This window comes from Compostimonas suwonensis (assembly GCF_002797855.1).
In the GTDB taxonomy this organism is placed as follows: Bacteria; Actinomycetota; Actinomycetes; order Actinomycetales; family Microbacteriaceae; genus Compostimonas; species Compostimonas suwonensis.
Window position 1 is genome coordinate 360,891 of the sequence record NZ_PGFB01000003.1, and the last position, 18,183, is coordinate 379,073.

Here is an 18,183-nt window from a genome sequence, read left to right on the forward strand (position 1 = left end):
GCGATGTGCGCTCTGCGCGAACGTGCAAGCCCATTACGCCGTATGTCGTGGATTACGGTATGTTTCCGCCGCCTGTTCTCCCCGGCGCGGCCTGCGCCTAGCGTCGCTCCCATGACGACACAGACTTCGCCCCAGCCACAGGACGCCACCGTCGACCGCGAGCTCTTCGGCACGCAGTGGAGCGAGTGGCACGACCGCCACGAGCAGAACCGCGCATCGGAGCACGGCTTCCTCGCCGTCACCGGCCTGCACTGGCTCAGCGGGATCCCTGCACGTTTCGACGACGCGCCCGGCCTGTGGTCGACCTCCGACGACGGACCGGTCGTGGTCCTCGCGGAGGACGAGACCCTGGTGATCGACGGCGTGCCCGTGTCGGGGGAGCACCGTTTCGGCCCCATCGAGGAGCGGGGCGGCCGGCTGGCCTCGTTCGGCGACGCGGTCGTGGAGGTCGCGCGGCGCGGGGGCAACGACATCGTGCGGCCGCGGCATCCGGAGCACCCGCTGCGCACGCAGTACCGGGGCACGCCCGCCTACCTGCCCGACCCGCGCTGGGTGGCCGCCGGCCGCTTCGTGCCCTTCGACGAACCGAGGGCGGTGACGGTCGGCGCGGCCGTCGAGGGGCTCCAGCACGTCTACGACTCTCCCGGAGTGATCGAGTTCGAGCTGCGCGGCGAGCGGTTCAGCCTCGTCGCCTTCAACGGCTACACCCCCGGCGCCCTCTTCGTGCTCTTCACCGACGCCACGAGCGGGGTGACGACCTATGCCGCCAACCGCACGCTCTCCATCGACGCGCCCGACGACGACGGGCTCGTCACGCTCGACTTCAACCGCGCGGTCAACCTGCCGTGCGCGTACACCGACTTCGCGACCTGCCCGCTGCCTCCCGCGGAGAACCGTCTGCCGATCGGCATCGAAGCCGGCGAGAAGACCCCCTCCGAGCGCGGCTGAGCGAATCGACCGAAAGGACGTCATCGACATGACAGCACCCCTCCACCTCGCCGTCGCACTCGACGGCACCGGATGGCATCCCGCGGCCTGGCGCGACGCCGAGGCCAGGCCGGACGCGATCTTCGGCCTGCCCTACTGGACCGGGCTCGTGCGACGTGCCGAGGAGGCCGGCATCGACCTCGTGACCTTCGAGGACGCCGTCGGCCTGCAGACCGGCGGCTACGGCCCCGTCGAGAACCGTACCGACGAGGTGCGCGGCCGGCTCGACGCGCTTCTCCTCGCCTCGGCCGTCGCGCCGCGCACGAGCAGGATCGGGCTCGTGCCGACCGTGACGACCACCCACACCGAGCCCTTCCACGTCTCGACGGGCCTCGCGACCCTCGACCACGCGAGCCGCGGCCGGGCGGGATGGCGCGTGCAGGTCTCCGGCCGCGCGCACGAGGCCGCCCACTTCGGCCGGCGCACCATCCCCGCGCTCGACCCGCTCGCGGCCGCGACGGGCGATCCCGCCCACCGCGCCCTGCTGGAGCAGCTCTTCGGCGAGGCCCGCGACTCGGTCGAGGTCGTGCGCCGGCTGTGGGACAGCTGGCAGGATGACGCGGTCATCCGCGACACGCGCACGGGGCGCTTCATCGACCGCGACCGCCTGCACCACATCGACTTCGAGGGGGAGTCGTTCAGCGTGAAAGGCCCCTCGATCACGCCGCGGCCCCCGCAGGGTCAGCCGCCCGTCTACGTGCTCGCGCACCAGGAGGTGCCCTACCGGCTCGCCGCGACGAGCGCCGACATCGTCGGGATCACCCCGCACGACGATGAGCAGCTGGCCTCGGTCATCGCCGAGGTGCGTGCGGCCGAGGCGCAGGAGGGTCGCGAGGCGAATCCCGAGTTCGCGGGTCCGCTCCGGATCTGGGCCGAGCTCGTCATCCTCATCGAGCACAGCGAGCCCGCCGCCCGCGACGCGCTCGAGCACCTCGACGAGCTCCACGGCTCCCCGTACGCGTCCGACGCGCTCGTCGTCGCGGGAACGGCGGCCGCGATCGTCGAGCGCCTCGAGCGCTGGCAGGCCCTGGGCATCGAGGGTGTGCGGCTGCGGCCGGCCCGTCTTCCGCGCGACCTCGACGCGATCGCCGACGAGGTCGTGCCGCTGCTGGGGCGGGCCGGCCTGCTCGAACGGCCGGCGGACGCCACGACGCTGCGCGCCAGGCTCGGCCTGCCCGAGGCGCGGAATCGCTACGAGAGGCGGGGTGGCGCGGCATCCGCCGAGACCGACGCTGTATCCGACGACGCGACAGCCGAGACCGACACCGACCTCGAGACCGCTGGGAGCATCCGGGCATGACCGCCATCACCACGAGAACCGCCGCGAGAACGGCCACGGATGCCGCCACCGGCCGACCGCTCAAGCAGGTGCACCTCGCCGCCCACTTCCCGGGGGTCAACAACACCTCGGTGTGGAGCGACGGCGCGGCCGGCAGCCAGATCGACTTCTCCTCGTTCGAGCATTTCGCCCGCAACGCCGAGCGCGGCCGATTCGACTTCCTCTTCCTGGCCGAAGGGCTGCGGCTGCGCGAGCACAAGGGCCGCATCCACGATCTCGACGTCGTGGGCCGCCCCAACACCCTCGCGATCCTCGCCGCCGTCGCGGGCATCACCGAGCACATCGGGCTCGTCGGCACCCTGAGCTCCACCTTCAACGAGCCCTACGAGCTCGCGCGCCAGCTGGCGACCCTCGACTTCCTGAGCGGGGGCCGGGCCGGCTGGAACGTCGTCACGAGCTCGGACGCATTCCACGGCGCCAACTTCCGGCGCGGCGGCTTCCTCGACCACGGCCACCGCTACACCCGCGCCGAGGAGTTCGTGGGGGTCGCCCGTGAGCTCTGGGACTCCTGGCCGGCAGACGCCGTGATCGCCGACAAGGAGTCCGGGCGGTTCCTGGCCCACGAGCTCGACGCGGTCGACCACGAGGGCCCGCAGTTCTCCGTGCACGGCTACGGAACCCTGCCGCGCAGCCCGCAGGGCCGGCCCGTCATCGTGCAGGCGGGCGACTCCTCCGACGGGCGCGGCTTCGCCTCGCGCGCGGCCGACGTCATCTTCTCGCTGCACTCCGAGTTCGACGACGGCCGGCGCTTCTACGAGGATGTCAAGGGCCGGCTCGCGGATGCCGGGCGCGAGCGCGACTCCCTCGCGATCCTGCCCGCCGCGACCTTCGTGCTCGGCGACACTCCGCAGGAGGCGGCCGAGCGGTCCCATGAGATCGCCCTGCTCCAGGTGAGCCCGCAGGGCGCCATCGCCTTCCTCGAGCAGATCTGGGGCACCGATCTCACCGCCTACGACCCCGACGGGCCTCTGCCCGACATCGAGCCCGTGGTCGCAGACGAAGGCCTCACCCGCGGGCGGGTGCGGCACGGCGAGCCGCTCGCCGTCGCGAGGGCATGGCGTGAGAAGGCCGAGGCAGAGAAGCTGAGCATCCGCGAGCTCGTGATCCGCTTCGCCGCCCGACACGACTTCGTCGGAACGCCCGTCGCGGTCGCGGAGGAGATCAACCGCCACGTGCAGGAGGACGCCTCCGACGGGTTCGTCGTCATCGGGCACACGAACCCGACGGGCCTCGACGAGTTCGTCGACCGCGTCATCCCCGAGCTGCAGGAGCGCGGCGTCTACCGCACCGACTACGAGCCGGGCGCCACCCTGCACGAGACCCTCGGCCTCCGAACGGGCTGAACGGGGGCGTGCGCCGCATGCTCGTTCGCGGCGCACGCTCGTCGTCGTGGCGCACGAACGATCGTGCGCCACGACGAGTACTGTGCGCCGCGAACGACTGACGGCTCAGCGCCGGATCTCGAAGTCCCGTTCGCCGAGGGGCGGGATGTCGCGTGCCGTCAGCTCGGCGACCTCGGCTCCCGGCGGCCCCGTGCGCATCCACTCGACCACCGAGTCGACGTCGATGGCCGGCCCCTCCAGCTGCGCCTCCAGGCCGCCCTCGGCGGTGTTGCGAGCCCAGCCGCCGAGGGCGCGGTGCCGGGCCTCACGGGCGATCGAGTAGCGGAAGCCGACGCCCTGCACGAGACCTCGGACCGCGATCGCGCGGCGTACGGGAGTGGGAGTGGGAGTGGGAGTGGGAGTGGGAGCGCCGTCGTCAGCGGGCATGGGCGAGCTCCTCGCGCCGGGCGCAGTCGATGCAGAGCAGCGCGGTGGGGCGGGCGTCCAAGCGCTCGCGAGGGATCGGGCGCCCGCAGTTCGCGCAGAGACCGTATGCTCCGTCGGCGAGGCGCGCCAGGGCGGAGTCGACGGCTTCGAGGCGAGCCGCGGCATCCGCCGTCAGGCCCGCGAGCTGCGACCACTCGGCCGACATGGTCGAGCCGTCGGGATCGTGCTCGTCGTCGGCGGTGCCGTCGCTTCTCGCCTCGCGCACCTCGTGGAGGGCGGAGTCGAGCCGCGCGCTCTCGGCGAGCACGTCGTCGCGTTCGCGGTTCAGGAGCGAGCCGAAGTGCCGCAGATCGTTCGCGGAGAGCTCCGAGGTCGTCATGCCAGACGATGCTACCCCTGCCGGGTCGCGCCCGCCCCGCCCGCCTGCCCTGCCCGCCTGCCCTGCCCAAACCTCGTTCCTGCCCTGTTCCTGCCCCGCTCACAGCGTGCCCCCTACTCACGACGTGCCCCGCTCACAGCGTGCCCCCTACTCACGACGTGCCCCCTACTCACGACGTGCCCCACGTGAACGTGCCCCCACTCAAAACGACGGAGATTCTGGCCCGAACGCGGCTTTCCCGGCATTTCGGGGGCCTTACGGGCAGAATCTCCGTCGTTTTGAGTTCAGATGGGGCTGGTGAGAGAGAGGAGGAGCAGAGGAGGGGAGAAGCAGAGGAGGGGAGAAGAAGAGGAGGAGCAGAGGTCAGCGCAGGATCTTGCGCGCGCTGATCTGGCCGGTGTCGAAGCCGAGCAGGTGCAGCCCGCCGTGGAAGCGGGCGTGCTCGACCTTGATGCAGCGGTCCATGACGACGGTGAGGCCCTTGCCCTCGCCGTAGATCGCGGCATCCTGGTTCCAGATGCCGAGCTGCACCCAGATCGTCTTCGCACCGATGGCCACGACGTCGTCGATCACGCTCGGGATGTCGCTGCCCTTGCGGAAGACGTCGACGATGTCGGGCACCTCCGGAAGCGAGGCGAGATCGGGGTAGGCCTTCTCGCCGAGGATCGTGTCGGCGTTCGGGTTCACGAAGTACAGGCGGTAGTTCGACGACTGCTGCAGATAGGTCGAGACGAAATAGCTCGAGCGCGCGGGGTTCGGCGAGGCGCCGACGATCGCGACGGACTTGGCCTCGCGCAGGAGCTTGAGGCGGGCCTTCGCGTCGGGCCCCACCCAGGTGCGCTGCGACTTGAGCAGCTTGGCGAGGGGCGAGTTCGCGGGCAGCTCGCAGCTCAGCCCGTTGGTGAGCTGGGTCGGGACGAGCTGCTGCGCCTCGGTCGGTGAATCGGTTACGAGTGTCATGAGTGAGCCTCCACTGCTGCGCTGAGCGCCTGGTCGAGATCGTAGATGATGTCTTCAACGTCTTCGATGCCCACACTAATCCTCACGACGCCGGGCAATACTCCCGCGTCGAGCAGCTGCTGCTCGGTGAGCTGCGCGTGCGTGGTCGACGCCGGGTGGATGACGAGGGTCTTCGCGTCGCCGATGTTGGCCAGGTGGCTCGCGAGATTGACCGACTCGATGAAGGTCTGGCCGACCGCGCGCCCGCCCTTGACGACGAAGCTGAAGACCGATCCCGGGCCGAGCGGCAGGTACTTGTTCGCGCGCTCGTGGTGCGGGTGGCCCGGGAGCCCCGCCCAGTAGACCGCCTCGATGCGCGGATCGGCGGCGAGCCATTCCGCGACGGCGCGGGCGTTGTCGAGGTGCGCCTGCATCCGGTACGGCAGGGTCTCGACGCCCTGCGCGAGCAGGAAGGCGGAGTGCGGCGCGAGCGAGGGTCCGATGTCGCGCAGCTGCTCGGCGCGCAGGCGGGTGAGGAAGGCGTACTCGCCGAAGTTGCCCGACCACTCGAGGCCGCCGTAAGAGGGCACGGGCTGGCCGAAGAGCGGGAACTTCTCGCTGTGCCAGTCGAAGAGGCCCGACTCGACGACGACACCGCCGAGGGTCGTGCCGTGTCCGCCCAGGAACTTGGTCGCCGAGTGGATGACGATGTCGGCGCCCCACTCGATCGGGCGGTTGAGGTACGGCGTCGCGATCGTCGAGTCGATGATGAGAGGGATGCCGTGCGCGTGCGCGACCTCGGCGAGGCCCTCGATGTCGGCGATCTCGCCCGAGGGGTTCGCGACGGTCTCCGCGAAGATGAGCTTCGTCTTGTCGGTGATGGCCGCGGCGTAGTCGGCGGGGTCGGCGCTCTGCACGAAGGTCGTCTCGACGCCGAAACGGCGGAGGGTGACATCCAGCTGGGTGATCGATCCGCCGTAGAGGTTGGCGGAGGAGACGATGTGGTCGCCCGAGCCCACGAGCGACGCGAAGGTGATGTACTGCGCGCTCAGGCCGCTCGCGGTCGCGACGGCGCCGAGCCCGCCCTCGAGGCTCGCGATGCGCTCCTCGAAGGAGGCGACCGTGGGGTTGGCGAGGCGGCTGTAGATGTTGCCGTACTTCTGCAGCGCGAAGCGGGCCGCGGCGTCGGCGGTGTCGTCGAAGACGAAGGCGCTCGACTGGTAGATGGGGAGCGCTCGTGCGCCCGTCACTGCGTCGGGGATGTTTCCCGCGTGGATCGCACGGGTCTTGAAGCCATATTCGCGGTCTGCCATGGAATTACGGTACCGGCTGTTTCGAAGTGTTACGTGCGCCTCCGGTAACAAAGCGAGACATGTCAGGCTCGTTGCCATCGTTCGTCGAAAATGGTACATTTGTACCAAGATCGATCGATGATCTCCGGACGACGGATCAGTACCCGGCACGCGACAAGACTGGCCAAGGAGAAGTCGTCATGTCGTGGGTCGTCCTCATCGTGTCCGGTGTGCTCGAAGCCGTCTGGGCCACCGCCCTCGGCCGCTCGGAGGGCTTCACCAGGCTCTGGCCGAGCGTGATCTTCGGCGCCGCCCTGCTCGCGAGCATGGGCGGGCTCGCCTTCGCCATGCGCGAGATCTCCACGGGCACCGCCTACGCCGTGTGGGTCGGCATCGGCGCCTCGCTGACCGTGCTCTACGCCATGGTCTTCGGCGGCGAGACGATCTCGTGGATCAAGGTGCTGCTCATCCTCGGGCTCGTCGGCTGCGTGGTCGGGCTCAAGCTCGTCGACCATTAGCAGGCCGGGGCTCGACGACCCGGCAGAGCCGCGCCAAGGTGTGATGTCCGGGCGGCTCGCCGATCCTGCAGATGGGCGCCACGTGCCTCGGGAGCTCGACCCGCGTGGGCGCGGTCACGGAGCCTTCGTGACTGCGGGAAGTCGGTAGCCTCCGTCGAGCATGCTCTGCTGCGGCATGTACGCGCGTGCATTCAGATAGAAACCGCCGGGTGGGGCGGGCAGCCAGTTCGACTCGTGATCCGAGCCAGGCGATTCGTGCTGGATGTAGAGGGTCAACGATCCATCTGGGCCGTAGCGGAGCCCGGGCGTGCGATCTCCGATCGAATAGCGCCCGATGGGGTTCTCCGTCATCAACCGGCTTTCGGATTCGTACAAGGTCAATGACCAGAACGCATCGACGGGCGGCTGGGCGCCGGGCGCGAACTGCAGCAGGTACCGGTTCGAGCCGTGGAGCTGCTCACCATCGGAATCGGTCTCGGCGATCGGGTACAACGCCTCTTCGGGAGAGTTGGTGTAGATGAATTTCCAGGCGACCGCCGACCGGAACAGGTAATCGTCGCCGTAATGGCCCATACGCGGAATGTCTTGCCAACCGTCGACGACCGTGCCGAGTGACCGGCCGCGTTTCTCGATCGACCGGTGGGCCTCCTCGACGCCCTCCTGCAGAGCGGTTCGGATTTCCGAGTCGAAGTCGTCAATATCGAATCTCGAGTACGGCCCGACGTTGATCGCAGCGAGCCGCTGAAGCAGGGGTGCCTCGTTCAGCGGGATCGTGTGGAACGGCAGGAGGAAGTCGAGGATCTCGAAGAGAAGGGTGGAACCGTAGATATCCGGGGAATAGGGCGGGAAGTCGATGTCCGGTGCCGGCACGGGGGGTTCCGTGCCGAGGTGTGTGCTGAGCGGATGGATCGTCAACCGTTCTTGGATGGCGACCACACCGTCGAGGTCATCCGCTCCATCGATCGCGGTTCTGGTGGCCAGTGCCACGAACTCGCTCGGTGAGACGATGACGTCGCGGAACCCCCCCCGCCCGGCAGATCGCCCTTGTAGTGCGGTCCGACGAGGAGGAAGTCACCGCCGTCTCGGCCCGTCGTCCGGGTGCCGATGTAGGCAAAGTTGTCCGTGCCCATATCCACGAGTTGAATCACGAAATACCGGTCCCCGGTCGGCGGCACCGTGATGACGATCGGCTCGGCACGCAGATCGGCGAAGGTCGTGGAGTAGAGCGTGTCGTTGTTGGCGTTCACGACCGTGTCGTAGCTGGAGTCGAAGAGCACCCGCCCATGCAGATAACGATTGAATCCTGCGTACTGCGGCGACCCCTTCCACACGCACATCCCGTACAGGGCGCGGTAGTTCTCTACGATCGCGAACCCGTAGGTATAGGCCTCGGCCGCCAAGGATCGAGCCTCTTCTGCTGTCAGCCGCATCGACCCCATACCAAGCCACCCTTGATCCACACAGATGAATCCCCGCACCGGAAGCCTAGCAATCTCGAAACCCGCGCCGTCGAAGCAGCCCGACGAGATTCGCCCACGGAGCATCTGACCGGGTCATGCAACACACCCTAGGAGATCTGCACGGCCCCGAACGACAGCGCCGCGATGAGCACCCAGGAGATGAGCCCCACGAGCAGGGCGCGCCAGCCGGTGCCCACGAGCGTGCGCAGCCGCACGGCCGCGCCCAGACCGAAGAGCGCCATCGCGAGCAGCGCGGTCTGCACCGTGTCGGCGGCGTCGAGCACGGGCTCCGGCAGCGGGACGAAGGTGCGCAGCAGAGCGGCGGCGAGAAACCCCACCACGAAGAGCGGCACGATCGGGGGGCGTTTGGCCGCGGCATCCGTCGTGACATCTCTTCCGTCGGTCGGCGGCTCGACCGCCGAGACCGCGCCCGCCGACGCCCGCAGCTCGCGCTGCGCCCTGCGGTGCTCGACGACGCCCACCATCGCCACCATGGGCGCGAGCATGACCACTCGCGTGAGCTTGACCACGATCGCCACGGCGAGCGCCGCCTGCCCGGCGATCTGGGCGGTCGCGACCACCTGGCCCACGTCGTGCACGCTCGCCCCCACCCAGTGGCCGAACTGCAGGGCGTCCAGGCCCAGCGGATGCCACAACAGCGGCAGCACGCCGATCGCGAGTGTTCCGCACAGCGTGACGAGCGCGACCGGCGTCGCCGCCTCCTCGTCCTTCGAGCGCACGACCCCGCTCATCGCGCCGATCGCCGAGGCCCCGCAGATCGAGAAGCCCGTCGCGATGAGCAGCGGCTGATGGCCCGGGAGCCCGAACAGACGGCCCAGCCAGAAGGTTCCGGCGAAGGTCACGAGCACGATGGCCACGGTCGTCGCGATCGACACCCAGCCGAGGCTCGCGATGTCGATGAAGCTCAGCTTGAGGCCCAGCAGCACGATGCCGACGCGCATGAGCCTCTTCGCCGCGAGCGAGAGGCCCGGGGCCAGCACGCCCGTGAGCGCGCCGCGTGCGGCGGGGAGCTGACCGGCGACGATGCCGAGGGCGACAGCGGCGGTCAACAGCGGGATCGCCGGCACGACCGCGTGGACGCCCCACGCGAGCAGTGCCGCCGCGGCGGCCGCCGCGGCGCCGGGCAGCCAGCGCGGCAGGCCCGGTCGTTCCGCCGACGTCGGCGGGGTGCCCGGGCGGGCTACGTCCACGAGGGGATCCACATGTGGATCTGCCAGTACCAGAACGGGATCTGCATACCCGTCCAGATCGGATAGAAGAAGATCGTCACGATCGTCGAGACCACGAGGAAGACCCCCACGAGACGGATGCCGCGCACTCGCCGCCACGAGACATCCGTTCGTTTACCGAGCACGAGCCCGATCACGAAGACGAGCGCGAGGATCATGTACGGCTCGAAGGCGATCGAGTAGAACTGGAACACCGTGCGGTGCAGGTACATGAGCCATGGCACGTAGCCCACGAGCATGCCCATGAGGATGAGGCCGACCCGCCACTCGCGGTAGCGCACGAGCCGGTAGACGAGATACAGCACGGCGGCCGTCGCCGCCCACCAGATGATCGGGTTGGCGAGCCCGGTGATCGCCTCCGAGCAGTTCGAATAGCCGCAGCCGGCCTCGCCCATGCTCTGCGACTCGTAGTACATGCTCGTCGGCCGCACCATAAAGAGCCAGGTGAGCGGGTTCGACTGGTACGGGTGCGGTGTATCGAGGTTGACGTGGTAGTTGTAGGCGGCCACGTGGTAGTGCCACAGGTTCTGAGCCCACAGCGGCACCCAGCTGAGCGCTCCCGTCCAGGCCTCGCCGTCGGTCTGCGCCCACTGCCGGTAGTAGCCGCCCGCGGTCACGATCCACCCCGTCCACGAGCTGAGGTAGGTGACGAAGGCGATGGGCACCATGAGCAGGAACGTCGCGGGCCCCTGTTTGAGCACGCCGGCGCTGAACCAGAACGGCAGGCCGAGCCGACGGCGCTCGAGGATGTCGACGACGATGAGGTAGACGCCGAAGCCGGCGAGGAAGTAGACGCCCGACCACTTCACCGAGCTCGCGAGGCCGAAGGCGAGACCGGCGGCGATGAGCCACGGCCGCCACCACATGACGGGACCCCAGCCGGGCTCCCTGCCCGCCGCGCGGGCCGCGGCCACACGTTCGCCGAGCCGTCGCGCGTGCCACTGGCGGTCGAGCAGCACGGCCCCGAAGCCGAGCAGCGCGAAGAACATCAGGTAGCCGTCGAGCAGCGACACCCGCGACATGACGATCGCGTTGCCCTCGATCGCGAGGATGAAGCCGGCGATGACGGCGAGCACCGTGGAGCCGAAGAGCTTGCGGGTGATGAGCATGAGCAGCACGACGCTCAGCACGCCGATGAGCGCGGTGCTGAACCGCCAGCCGACGCTGTCGGCGGCGCCGAACGCGGCCATCCCGAGCGCGATGAGCCATTTGGCGAGCGGCGGATGCACGATGAACGAGGGGTCCGTCGTGAAGATGTTCGTCTCGCCCGCCTCGAAACGCGGGTTGGGGGTGTCGGGCCAGGCCGACTCGTAGCCGTTGTTGAAGAGGGTCCACGAGTCCTTGACGTAGAAGGTCTCGTCGAAGACGAGGGCGTGCGGGTTGCCGAGGTTCCAGAACCGCAGCACGGCGGCGAGGACCGTGACCGCTATCGGCCCTCCCCAATACCAGAGCCGCTGGCGCAGCGGGGTCGACAGCGTGCGCGCCCACCAGTCGTCGAGGCGGCTGCCGCGCGGCTCGTCGTCGTGCGGGCTCTCGGCGGTGCCGGCGGCATCCGCGGCATCCGCGACCTCCGTGGCGTTCGTGGCATTCGTGCTCTCGACCGTGGCGTCGGCGGTGTCGGCGACGCTGCCGTCCGTCTCTGCGGTCGGCTCGGAGGAGGGGCTCGACGGAGGCGCGGTCGGCGCGGCCGTGTCTGAGGGAGGCGTCAGGCTCACCTGCCCATCGTAGGACCTCGTCCCTGCCAGACTGGACCCATGATCATCCTCGCGGCCACACCCATAGGCAACTTGGGGGATGCCTCGAAACGGCTCGTCGACGCCCTCAGCACCGCGACCGTCATCGCGGCCGAGGACACCCGCACGACCATCAAGCTGCTCACCTCGCTCGGCATCGAGAACCGTCCGCAGCTGCTGAGCCTCCACGATCACAACGAGCGCGAGCGCAGCGGCGAGATCGTCGAGCTGGCCCGCGAGAGCGACGTGCTCGTGCTGAGCGACGCCGGCATGCCGACCGTGAGCGATCCCGGATACCACCTGGTGGATGCCGCGATCGCCGCCGGTGTGACCGTGACGGCCCTGCCCGGCCCCTCCGCGGTGCTCACGGCGCTCGCCGTCTCCGGACTGCCCACCGACCGGTTCAGCTTCGAGGGGTTCCTGCCGCGCAAAGGCGGCGAGCGCCGCACGCGGTTCGCCGAGCTCGCGACCGAGCGCCGCACCATGGTGTTCTTCGAGTCGCCGAACCGGCTCGCCGAGTCGCTCGCCGACCTCGCCGCTGCGATGGGCGACGACAGGCGCGTGGTCGTCTGCCGCGAGCTCACCAAGTTCTACGAAGAGGTCAAGCGCGGCACGGCGGCGGAGCTCGCCGCGTGGGCGGCCGGGGGTGTCCGGGGTGAGATCTGCGTGGTCGTGCACGGGGCCGCCGATGTGACGGTCGATCTCGACGAGGGGGTCGACCGCGTCGAGAGGCTCGTGGCGGGAGGCATCCGCCTGAAGGATGCCGCGACCGCCGTCGCGGACGACACGGGCCTCAGCAAGCGCGAGCTCTACGAGGCCGCGCTCGCCCGCCGCACCGCTCCCCGCCCCTGAGCTGCTCGCCCCCCCCGCCTGCCCTGCCCCTGCCCGCTCCTGCCTTGCCCCTCGTCAACTCAAAACGACGGAGATTTCCCTCGAAACCGACGTTTTCGGGCGGAAAAGCCGCGTTCTGCCCGAAATCTCCGTCGTTTTGAGTGGAGAGCGGCGTTTTGAGCGGGGGCGGGGCGGGGCGGAGAGGCCGGGCGAAGGGGGGGGCGAAGGAAGCAGGGGGGGATCAGGCGGCGCTGAGCCGGGCGACCGTCTCGGGCGCGAGCACGAGATCGGCGGCCTGCGCCGAGTCGACGATGCTCTGCGGCCGGCTCGCCCCGGGGATCGGGATGACGAGGTGCGACAGGTGCAGCTCCCAGGCGAGGGTGATCTGCTGCGGGCTCACGCCGTACTCCGCGGCCACCTCGCCGAAGACCTCGAAACGGTCGGCGAGGTCGGCAGCCCCGCGGATGCCGCCCAGAGGACTCCAGGGCAGGAACGCGAGCTCGTGCACGACGCACTCCTCGAGCTCCACGCCGCTCGAGCGGAAGGCCGGCGAGAACTGGTTCTGCACCGAGACGAGGGAGTGGCCGAGCACGCTCACGGCCTCGCGGATCTGCGGCACGTTCGCGTTCGAGATGCCGATGTGCCGGATGAGGCCCTCGTCGAAGAGCTCGCGCAGCGCGCCCAACGACTCGGCGTACGGCACGGCGGGGTCGGGGCGGTGGAACTGGTAGAGATCGATGCGCTCGACGCCGAGTCGGGCGGCCGAGGCCTTCGCGGCGGCCTTGAGGTAGTCGGGGTGGCCGTTGGTGGCCCACGGCCCGTTGTCGTTGTGCAGCAGGCCGCCCTTGGTGGCCACGAAGATCCCCGAGGTGTCGCCGCCGTAGCTCGCGAGCGCCTCCGCGATGAGCGACTCGTTGTGACCGACGCCGTCGGCGTCCAGGTGATACGCGTCGGCGGTGTCGATGAAGGTCACCCCCGCGTCGAGCGCGGCGTGGACTGTCGCGATCGAGGTCGCCCTGTCCTTCCGGCCCTGGATCGACATGGGCATGCCGCCCAGTCCGATGGCACTGACGTCGACGTTTCCGATCCTGCGCTGCTTCATGAACGGCAGTCTACGACCGCTCGCACCGATTCCCTCCCCAGTCTCAAAACGACGGACATTTTGCCCGAAACACGGGTTTCCGGGCAAAAAGGTCGCGTTCTGGGCGAAATGTCCGTCGTTTTGAGTGGGGTGAGTGGGGATGGTGAATGGGGGATGAGTTGAGGGCGAAGCAGGGGGAGCGGTCGTCATCCGTAACAGCGATAGGGCCGGTGCCGCGCGCGAATATGATGGTCACCATGTCCGACGGCTCTTCGTTCTACATCACCACGCCCATTTTCTATGTGAATGACGTGCCGCACATCGGTCACGCGTACACGGAGGTGGCCGCGGACCTCCTCGCGCGCTGGCATCGGCAGGCGGGCGACGACACCTGGTTCCTCACCGGGACCGACGAGCACGGCCAGAAGATCCTCCGCACCGCGACCGCCAACGGTGTGACCCCGCAGGAGTGGACCGACAAGCTCGTCGCCGAGGCCTGGGTGCCCCTGCTCGAGACGGTCGACATCGCCAACGACGACTTCATCCGCACGACCGACGAGCGCCACGAGTCGCGCGTCAAGCTCTTCCTCCAGCACCTCTACGACACGGGCTTCATCTACACGGGCGAGTACGAGGGCTACTACTGCGTGGGCTGCGAGGAGTACAAGCAGCTGAGCGAGCTCCTCGACGGCACGGGGGAGTACGAGGGGCAGCTGGTCTGCGCCATCCACTCGAAGCCCGTCGAGCTGCTGCACGAGCGCAACTACTTCTTCCGCATGAGCGACTTCACCCAGCCGCTGCTCGACCTCTACGAGACGAGGCCCGACTTCGTGCAGCCCGAGAGCGCGCGCAACGAGGTCATCGGCTTCGTCAAGAAGGGCCTCTCAGACCTCTCGATCTCGCGCTCGACATTCGACTGGGGCGTCAAGATCCCGTGGGACGACAGCCACATCATCTACGTCTGGATCGACGCGCTGCTCAATTACGCGACCGCGGTCGGCTACGGCGCCGACCAGGAGCAGTTCGACCGCCGCTGGCCGGCCACGCACATCGTGGGCAAAGACATCCTGCGGTTCCACGCCGTGATCTGGCCGGCCATGCTCATGGCCGCGGGCGTCGAGGTGCCGCACCAGGTCTTCGGCCACGGCTGGCTGCTGGTCGGCGGCGAGAAGATGTCGAAGTCGAAGCTCACGGGAATCGCCCCCCGGCAGATCACCGACACCTTCGGCTCGGACGCGTTCCGCTACTACTTCATGCGCGCCATCAGCTTCGGGCAAGACGGCTCGTTCAGCTGGGAGGACCTGTCGGCCCGCTATCAGGCCGAGCTCGCCAACGGCTTCGGCAACCTGTCATCCCGGGTGATCGCCATGGTCAACCGCTACTTCGACGGGGTCGTGCCGACGCCGGGCCCGTACGAGGAGGCCGACCTCGCGGTGCAGCGGACGGTCGCGTCGGCCGCCGTGAACGCGGATGCCGCGATCGAGACCCTCGCGATCCACGAGGCGATCGCGGCCGTCTGGACCATCGTCGACGAGCTCAACGGCTACATCACCGCGCAGGAGCCCTGGGCCCTCGCCAAGGACGAGGCCCAGGGCGAGCGCCTGCAGACCGTGCTCTACACGGCCACCGAGGGCCTGCGCGCCCTCGCCGTGCTGCTCTCGCCGGTTCTGCCGAAGGCGACCCAGAAGCTCTGGACCGCGCTCGGCGTGGAGGCGGCGCTCGGCGAGCTCACCACTCAGCCGATCCGCGAGGCCGGGGCCTGGGGTGTGCTCGCACCCGGAACGACCGTCGGCGCGCTCGAGGCGCTCTTCCCGAGGATCGAGGCCGGCGACACCTCCGCCGGAGCAGAGTAGGGCCATGGGCGACTCGAACGCGGGCTCCTCGAACTACGTGCGCCGGCGGGAGCAGACGAGTGGGCGCGACCTGAGCTACCCGCCGCTGCCCGAAGGCCTCGTCGTTCCCGTCTACGACAACCACACCCACCTCGAGATCGCCGACGGCGAGCAGCCGATCGACTACCGCGAGCACCTCGACCGCGCCTCGAGCGTGGGCGTGCGCGGCGTCATCCAGGTGGGCGGCGACCTCGAGACCTCGCGCTGGTCGGCCCAGATCGCCGCCATCGAGCCGCGGATGCTCGCAGCCGTCGCCCTGCATCCCAACGAGGCGCCCGTCTACGACGCCGCCGGAACCCTCGACGACGCGCTCGCCGAGATCGCCGAGCTCGCCACCCGGCCCCGCGTGCGCGCGATCGGCGAGACGGGCCTCGACTTCTTCCGCACCGCGGCTGACGGCCTCGCCGCCCAATACCGCTCCTTCGAGGCGCACATCCAGATCGCGAAGGAGAACGACCTCGCCCTGCAGATCCACGATCGCGAGGCGCACCGCGAGGTCATGGACACCCTGCGCCGGGTCGGCGCCCCCGAGCGCACGGTCTTCCACTGCTTCTCGGGAGACGCCGAGATGGCCCGCATCTGCGCCGACCACGGCTGGTACATGTCGTTCGCCGGCAACGTGACCTTCAAAAACGCGCAGAACCTCCGCGAGGCACTCGAGGTCGCGCCGCGCTCGCTCATCCTCGTCGAGACGGATGCCCCGTTCCTGACCCCCATGCCGCACCGCGGGCGGCCCAACGCGCCGTACCTCATCCCGCTCACCCTGCGTTTTATGGCCGACCACCTCGGCACCGACGCCTCGATGCTCGCCGCGCAGATCAACTCCAACACCGAGCTCGTCTACGGCCGTTGGGATTCCGAGCCGGTCGCCGAGCCGCCGCGCGAGGCGGCACCGAGCGGCGGCGTCGCATGAGCGAGGATGCCGCGGCCAGACTCCTGGGCCCCGCCGAGATCCGCGACCTCGCCGACCTGCTGGGCGTCACCCCCACGAAGAAGCTGGGGCAGAACTTCGTCATCGACGCGAACACCGTGCGCCGCATCGTGCGGGTCGCGAAGATCGAGCCGGGTGACGAGGTCGTCGAGGTGGGGCCGGGCCTCGGCTCGCTGACCCTCGGCCTGCTCGAGACGGGCGCGAGCGTCGTGGCCGTCGAGATCGACCGCCGCCTCGCCGAGCAGCTGCCGAAGACCGTCGAGCTCATGCAGCCGGGGGCGCCGCTCACGGTCGTGCACGACGACGCGTTGCGGGTGGTCGCCCTGCCGGGGCAGCCGACGCGTCTCGTCGCCAACCTGCCCTACAACATCTCGGTTCCCGTGCTCCTGCACTTCCTCGAGCACTTCCCCTCGATCGTCTCCGGCGTGGTCATGGTGCAGGCCGAGGTGGGCCAGCGCGTCGCGGCGGGTCCCGGGTCGAAGATCTACGGCAGCCCGAGCGTCAAAGCCGCCTGGTACGGGGAGTGGCACACGGCCGGCCAGGTGAGCCGGCAGGTGTTCTGGCCGGTGCCGAACGTCGACTCGATCCTCGTGGGTTTCACGCGGCATCCTGCGCAGCCGGGCACGGAGGCCGAACGGCTCGCAACCTTCGAGCTCGTGGACGCCGCGTTCCAGCAGCGCCGCAAGATGCTGCGCCAGTCGCTGTCGACCGTTCTCGGCGACACGCAGGCGGCCACGGCCGTGCTCGAACGGGCCGGGGTGGCGCCGACCGCCCGTGGCGAGGAGCTGGGCGTCGCCGAGTTCCTGGCCGTCGCGCGTGCCGCCCTAGCCCGCGGCTCTGAGTAGCGGACTCGCGGCGAACTCCGACGGACCAGCCACCGTAATGATCACTGCGCCACAATCCACGTAGAGGAAGGCCCAGCCCGCGTGCTCCCGGAGTTCTCCATCGGAGAGTTTTCCGTCTATGAGAATCGTCGTGCTCGTGCGAGTGAACGACTTGTATGTCTCGATCATCTGGTCGATTTCGGTGGAGTTCGGAATATTCGACCCGGATGCGAACCCTGGTAAGTGGTTGACAAGGTGAGTAATGGCATGGATTTGCATCGGATCAGTTCCGTGAAGCCTGTCCTTTCGCCACGTCCAGACCGATGGCTGCACGGTCGTATCTACGCGGTGGCCGCGGGTGCGGACATATGCCATCTCGATCACATCCATGACTCCGTCTCGCGACTGGGTTGAAAGTCCTACGCGGCTGGTGTTCGTGTTCCCTGATACGAAGGCCGGGAGGCCGAAGCTCGTGAGCTTCGACCTCTCGGCTTCGGTCAGGATCTCTCGACCCTCTTTCATCGGATCAGTCTCCGGGTGCATTGGAGATCGGAACTGAGACTTCCCGTCCCTGATCATCAACACGAAGTTCGTAACCGTGGGAGGCCGCCACCTCGGCGTCATAGCCAACGACGCTCAGCAGAGCTTCGAGAGACGTTTCGCCCGACTGTGGAGCAGCTTCATCTGCATACGCGGGGAGCGATGTTCCGAGGAGAAGAAAGGTGGCGAGAGTGAGGACGGTGACTTTTCTGCGAGTGGCGCGATGGGTCTTTTCGGACATCGATCGGTTTCCTTTCGAGGGAATCTTTCTATGCACAGGAGATGCATAGGCAAATAGATATTGCTTTTTTAAAAAAGTAAAGAGCCTTCACATTTTTATATGTGCAGGGTGCGTGCTGCGGTAGGTGTTTGGCTGTCGTCTGTTATCAAACGATCGACGGTTCTACGCAACGTCGCA

Annotated in this window: 19 protein-coding genes and 1 riboswitch; of the genes, 8 read left to right on the forward strand and 11 right to left on the reverse strand. The window is 68.8% G+C overall.

The genetic code is table 11. The features are described 5' to 3' along the window. The first annotated feature begins 111 nt into the window (after positions 1–111). From CLV54_RS09475 to CLV54_RS09485, 3 genes are read left to right on the forward strand one after another with little or no spacing between them, the layout of a single operon-like run. Entirely contained in the window at positions 112–948 is an 837-nt protein-coding gene (locus tag CLV54_RS09475; RefSeq protein ID WP_100344723.1) for a DUF1684 domain-containing protein, read from the forward strand. Between the two features lie 28 nt (positions 949–976). Then, positions 977–2,287 (forward strand): LLM class flavin-dependent oxidoreductase, encoded by a 1,311-nt coding sequence (locus tag CLV54_RS09480; RefSeq protein ID WP_211294504.1) that lies wholly within the window; start codon positions 977–979, stop codon positions 2,285–2,287. Beyond that, positions 2,284–3,669: an NtaA/DmoA family FMN-dependent monooxygenase gene (locus tag CLV54_RS09485; protein WP_100344724.1), complete on the forward strand. Its 1,386-nt coding sequence runs from the start codon at positions 2,284–2,286 to the stop codon at positions 3,667–3,669. Before CLV54_RS09480 ends, CLV54_RS09485 begins: the two co-directional genes overlap by 4 nt. A 105-nt stretch (positions 3,670–3,774) precedes the next feature. Here the strand turns inward: CLV54_RS09485 and CLV54_RS09490 are convergent, their stop codons facing one another. From CLV54_RS09490 to CLV54_RS09505, 4 genes are all read right to left on the reverse strand, one after another. After that, on the reverse strand, positions 3,775–4,095 hold the full coding sequence (locus CLV54_RS09490; RefSeq protein ID WP_100344725.1) for an acylphosphatase: 321 nt from the start codon (positions 4,093–4,095) through the stop codon (positions 3,775–3,777). Beyond that, positions 4,085–4,474, reverse strand: coding sequence for a TraR/DksA family transcriptional regulator (locus CLV54_RS09495; RefSeq protein WP_100344726.1), 390 nt, complete (start codon positions 4,472–4,474; stop codon positions 4,085–4,087). The genes CLV54_RS09490 and CLV54_RS09495 overlap by 11 nt, the downstream gene beginning before the upstream one ends. Positions 4,475–4,837: 363 nt before the next feature. After that, positions 4,838–5,434 (reverse strand): CoA-binding protein, encoded by a 597-nt coding sequence (locus CLV54_RS09500; protein WP_100344727.1) that lies wholly within the window; start codon positions 5,432–5,434, stop codon positions 4,838–4,840. Further along, positions 5,431–6,726, reverse strand: a complete 1,296-nt coding sequence (locus CLV54_RS09505; protein ID WP_100344728.1) for an O-acetylhomoserine aminocarboxypropyltransferase/cysteine synthase family protein — start codon at positions 6,724–6,726, stop codon at positions 5,431–5,433. The genes CLV54_RS09500 and CLV54_RS09505 overlap by 4 nt, the downstream gene beginning before the upstream one ends. 103 nt (positions 6,727–6,829) lie before the next feature. After that, positions 6,830–6,894, forward strand: a riboswitch (guanidine-III (ykkC-III) riboswitch). Positions 6,895–6,905: 11 nt separating this feature from the next. On the opposite strand from CLV54_RS09505, the gene CLV54_RS09510 reads away from it, so the two are divergent. Beyond that, the gene (locus tag CLV54_RS09510; RefSeq protein WP_100344729.1) at positions 6,906–7,223 is read left to right on the forward strand and encodes a DMT family transporter; all 318 of its coding nucleotides are present in this window, start codon (positions 6,906–6,908) and stop codon (positions 7,221–7,223) included. 114 nt (positions 7,224–7,337) lie between these two features. Here CLV54_RS09510 and CLV54_RS09515 read toward each other — a convergent pair whose 3' ends face one another. From CLV54_RS09515 to CLV54_RS09530, 4 genes are all read right to left on the reverse strand, one after another. After that, positions 7,338–8,210 (reverse strand): DUF1254 domain-containing protein, encoded by an 873-nt coding sequence (locus CLV54_RS09515; RefSeq protein ID WP_157802897.1) that lies wholly within the window; start codon positions 8,208–8,210, stop codon positions 7,338–7,340. Further along, the gene (locus tag CLV54_RS09520) at positions 8,135–8,623 is read right to left on the reverse strand and encodes a DUF1254 domain-containing protein (RefSeq protein ID WP_157802898.1); all 489 of its coding nucleotides are present in this window, start codon (positions 8,621–8,623) and stop codon (positions 8,135–8,137) included. The genes CLV54_RS09515 and CLV54_RS09520 overlap by 76 nt, the downstream gene beginning before the upstream one ends. A gap of 167 nt (positions 8,624–8,790) precedes the next feature. Then, complete coding sequence (locus tag CLV54_RS09525) at positions 8,791–9,843, reverse strand: YeiH family protein (protein WP_100345031.1); 1,053 nt, start codon at positions 9,841–9,843, stop codon at positions 8,791–8,793. A 41-nt stretch (positions 9,844–9,884) separates the two neighbouring features. Next, positions 9,885–11,648: a dolichyl-phosphate-mannose--protein mannosyltransferase gene (locus CLV54_RS09530; RefSeq protein ID WP_245861554.1), complete on the reverse strand. Its 1,764-nt coding sequence runs from the start codon at positions 11,646–11,648 to the stop codon at positions 9,885–9,887. Positions 11,649–11,687: 39 nt separating this feature from the next. Between CLV54_RS09530 and rsmI the strand changes: the two genes are divergently transcribed. Beyond that, entirely contained in the window at positions 11,688–12,518 is an 831-nt protein-coding gene (rsmI, locus tag CLV54_RS09535; RefSeq protein ID WP_100344732.1) for a 16S rRNA (cytidine(1402)-2'-O)-methyltransferase, read from the forward strand. A 220-nt stretch (positions 12,519–12,738) separates the two neighbouring features. Here the strand turns inward: rsmI and CLV54_RS09540 are convergent, their stop codons facing one another. Next, positions 12,739–13,599 (reverse strand): aldo/keto reductase, encoded by an 861-nt coding sequence (locus tag CLV54_RS09540; protein ID WP_100344733.1) that lies wholly within the window; start codon positions 13,597–13,599, stop codon positions 12,739–12,741. Positions 13,600–13,835: 236 nt separating this feature from the next. On the opposite strand from CLV54_RS09540, the gene metG reads away from it, so the two are divergent. The 3 genes from metG to rsmA are packed head-to-tail and all read left to right on the forward strand — an operon-like array spanning position 13,836 to position 17,246. Next, complete coding sequence (gene metG / locus CLV54_RS09545) at positions 13,836–15,431, forward strand: methionine--tRNA ligase (RefSeq protein WP_100345033.1); 1,596 nt, start codon at positions 13,836–13,838, stop codon at positions 15,429–15,431. A gap of 4 nt (positions 15,432–15,435) precedes the next feature. Beyond that, on the forward strand, positions 15,436–16,383 hold the full coding sequence (locus tag CLV54_RS09550) for a TatD family hydrolase (protein WP_100344734.1): 948 nt from the start codon (positions 15,436–15,438) through the stop codon (positions 16,381–16,383). After that, positions 16,380–17,246, forward strand: a complete 867-nt coding sequence (rsmA, locus tag CLV54_RS09555) for a 16S rRNA (adenine(1518)-N(6)/adenine(1519)-N(6))-dimethyltransferase RsmA (protein WP_100344735.1) — start codon at positions 16,380–16,382, stop codon at positions 17,244–17,246. Before CLV54_RS09550 ends, rsmA begins: the two co-directional genes overlap by 4 nt. On the opposite strand, the gene CLV54_RS09560 is transcribed toward rsmA, so the two are convergent. Both CLV54_RS09560 and CLV54_RS17495 read right to left on the reverse strand, forming a co-directional pair. Continuing rightward, positions 17,226–17,747 (reverse strand): hypothetical protein, encoded by a 522-nt coding sequence (locus CLV54_RS09560; protein WP_157802899.1) that lies wholly within the window; start codon positions 17,745–17,747, stop codon positions 17,226–17,228. The genes rsmA and CLV54_RS09560 overlap by 21 nt on opposite strands. Positions 17,748–17,751: 4 nt before the next feature. Further along, positions 17,752–18,006 (reverse strand): hypothetical protein, encoded by a 255-nt coding sequence (locus CLV54_RS17495; protein ID WP_157802900.1) that lies wholly within the window; start codon positions 18,004–18,006, stop codon positions 17,752–17,754. Positions 18,007–18,183 lie beyond the last annotated feature (177 nt).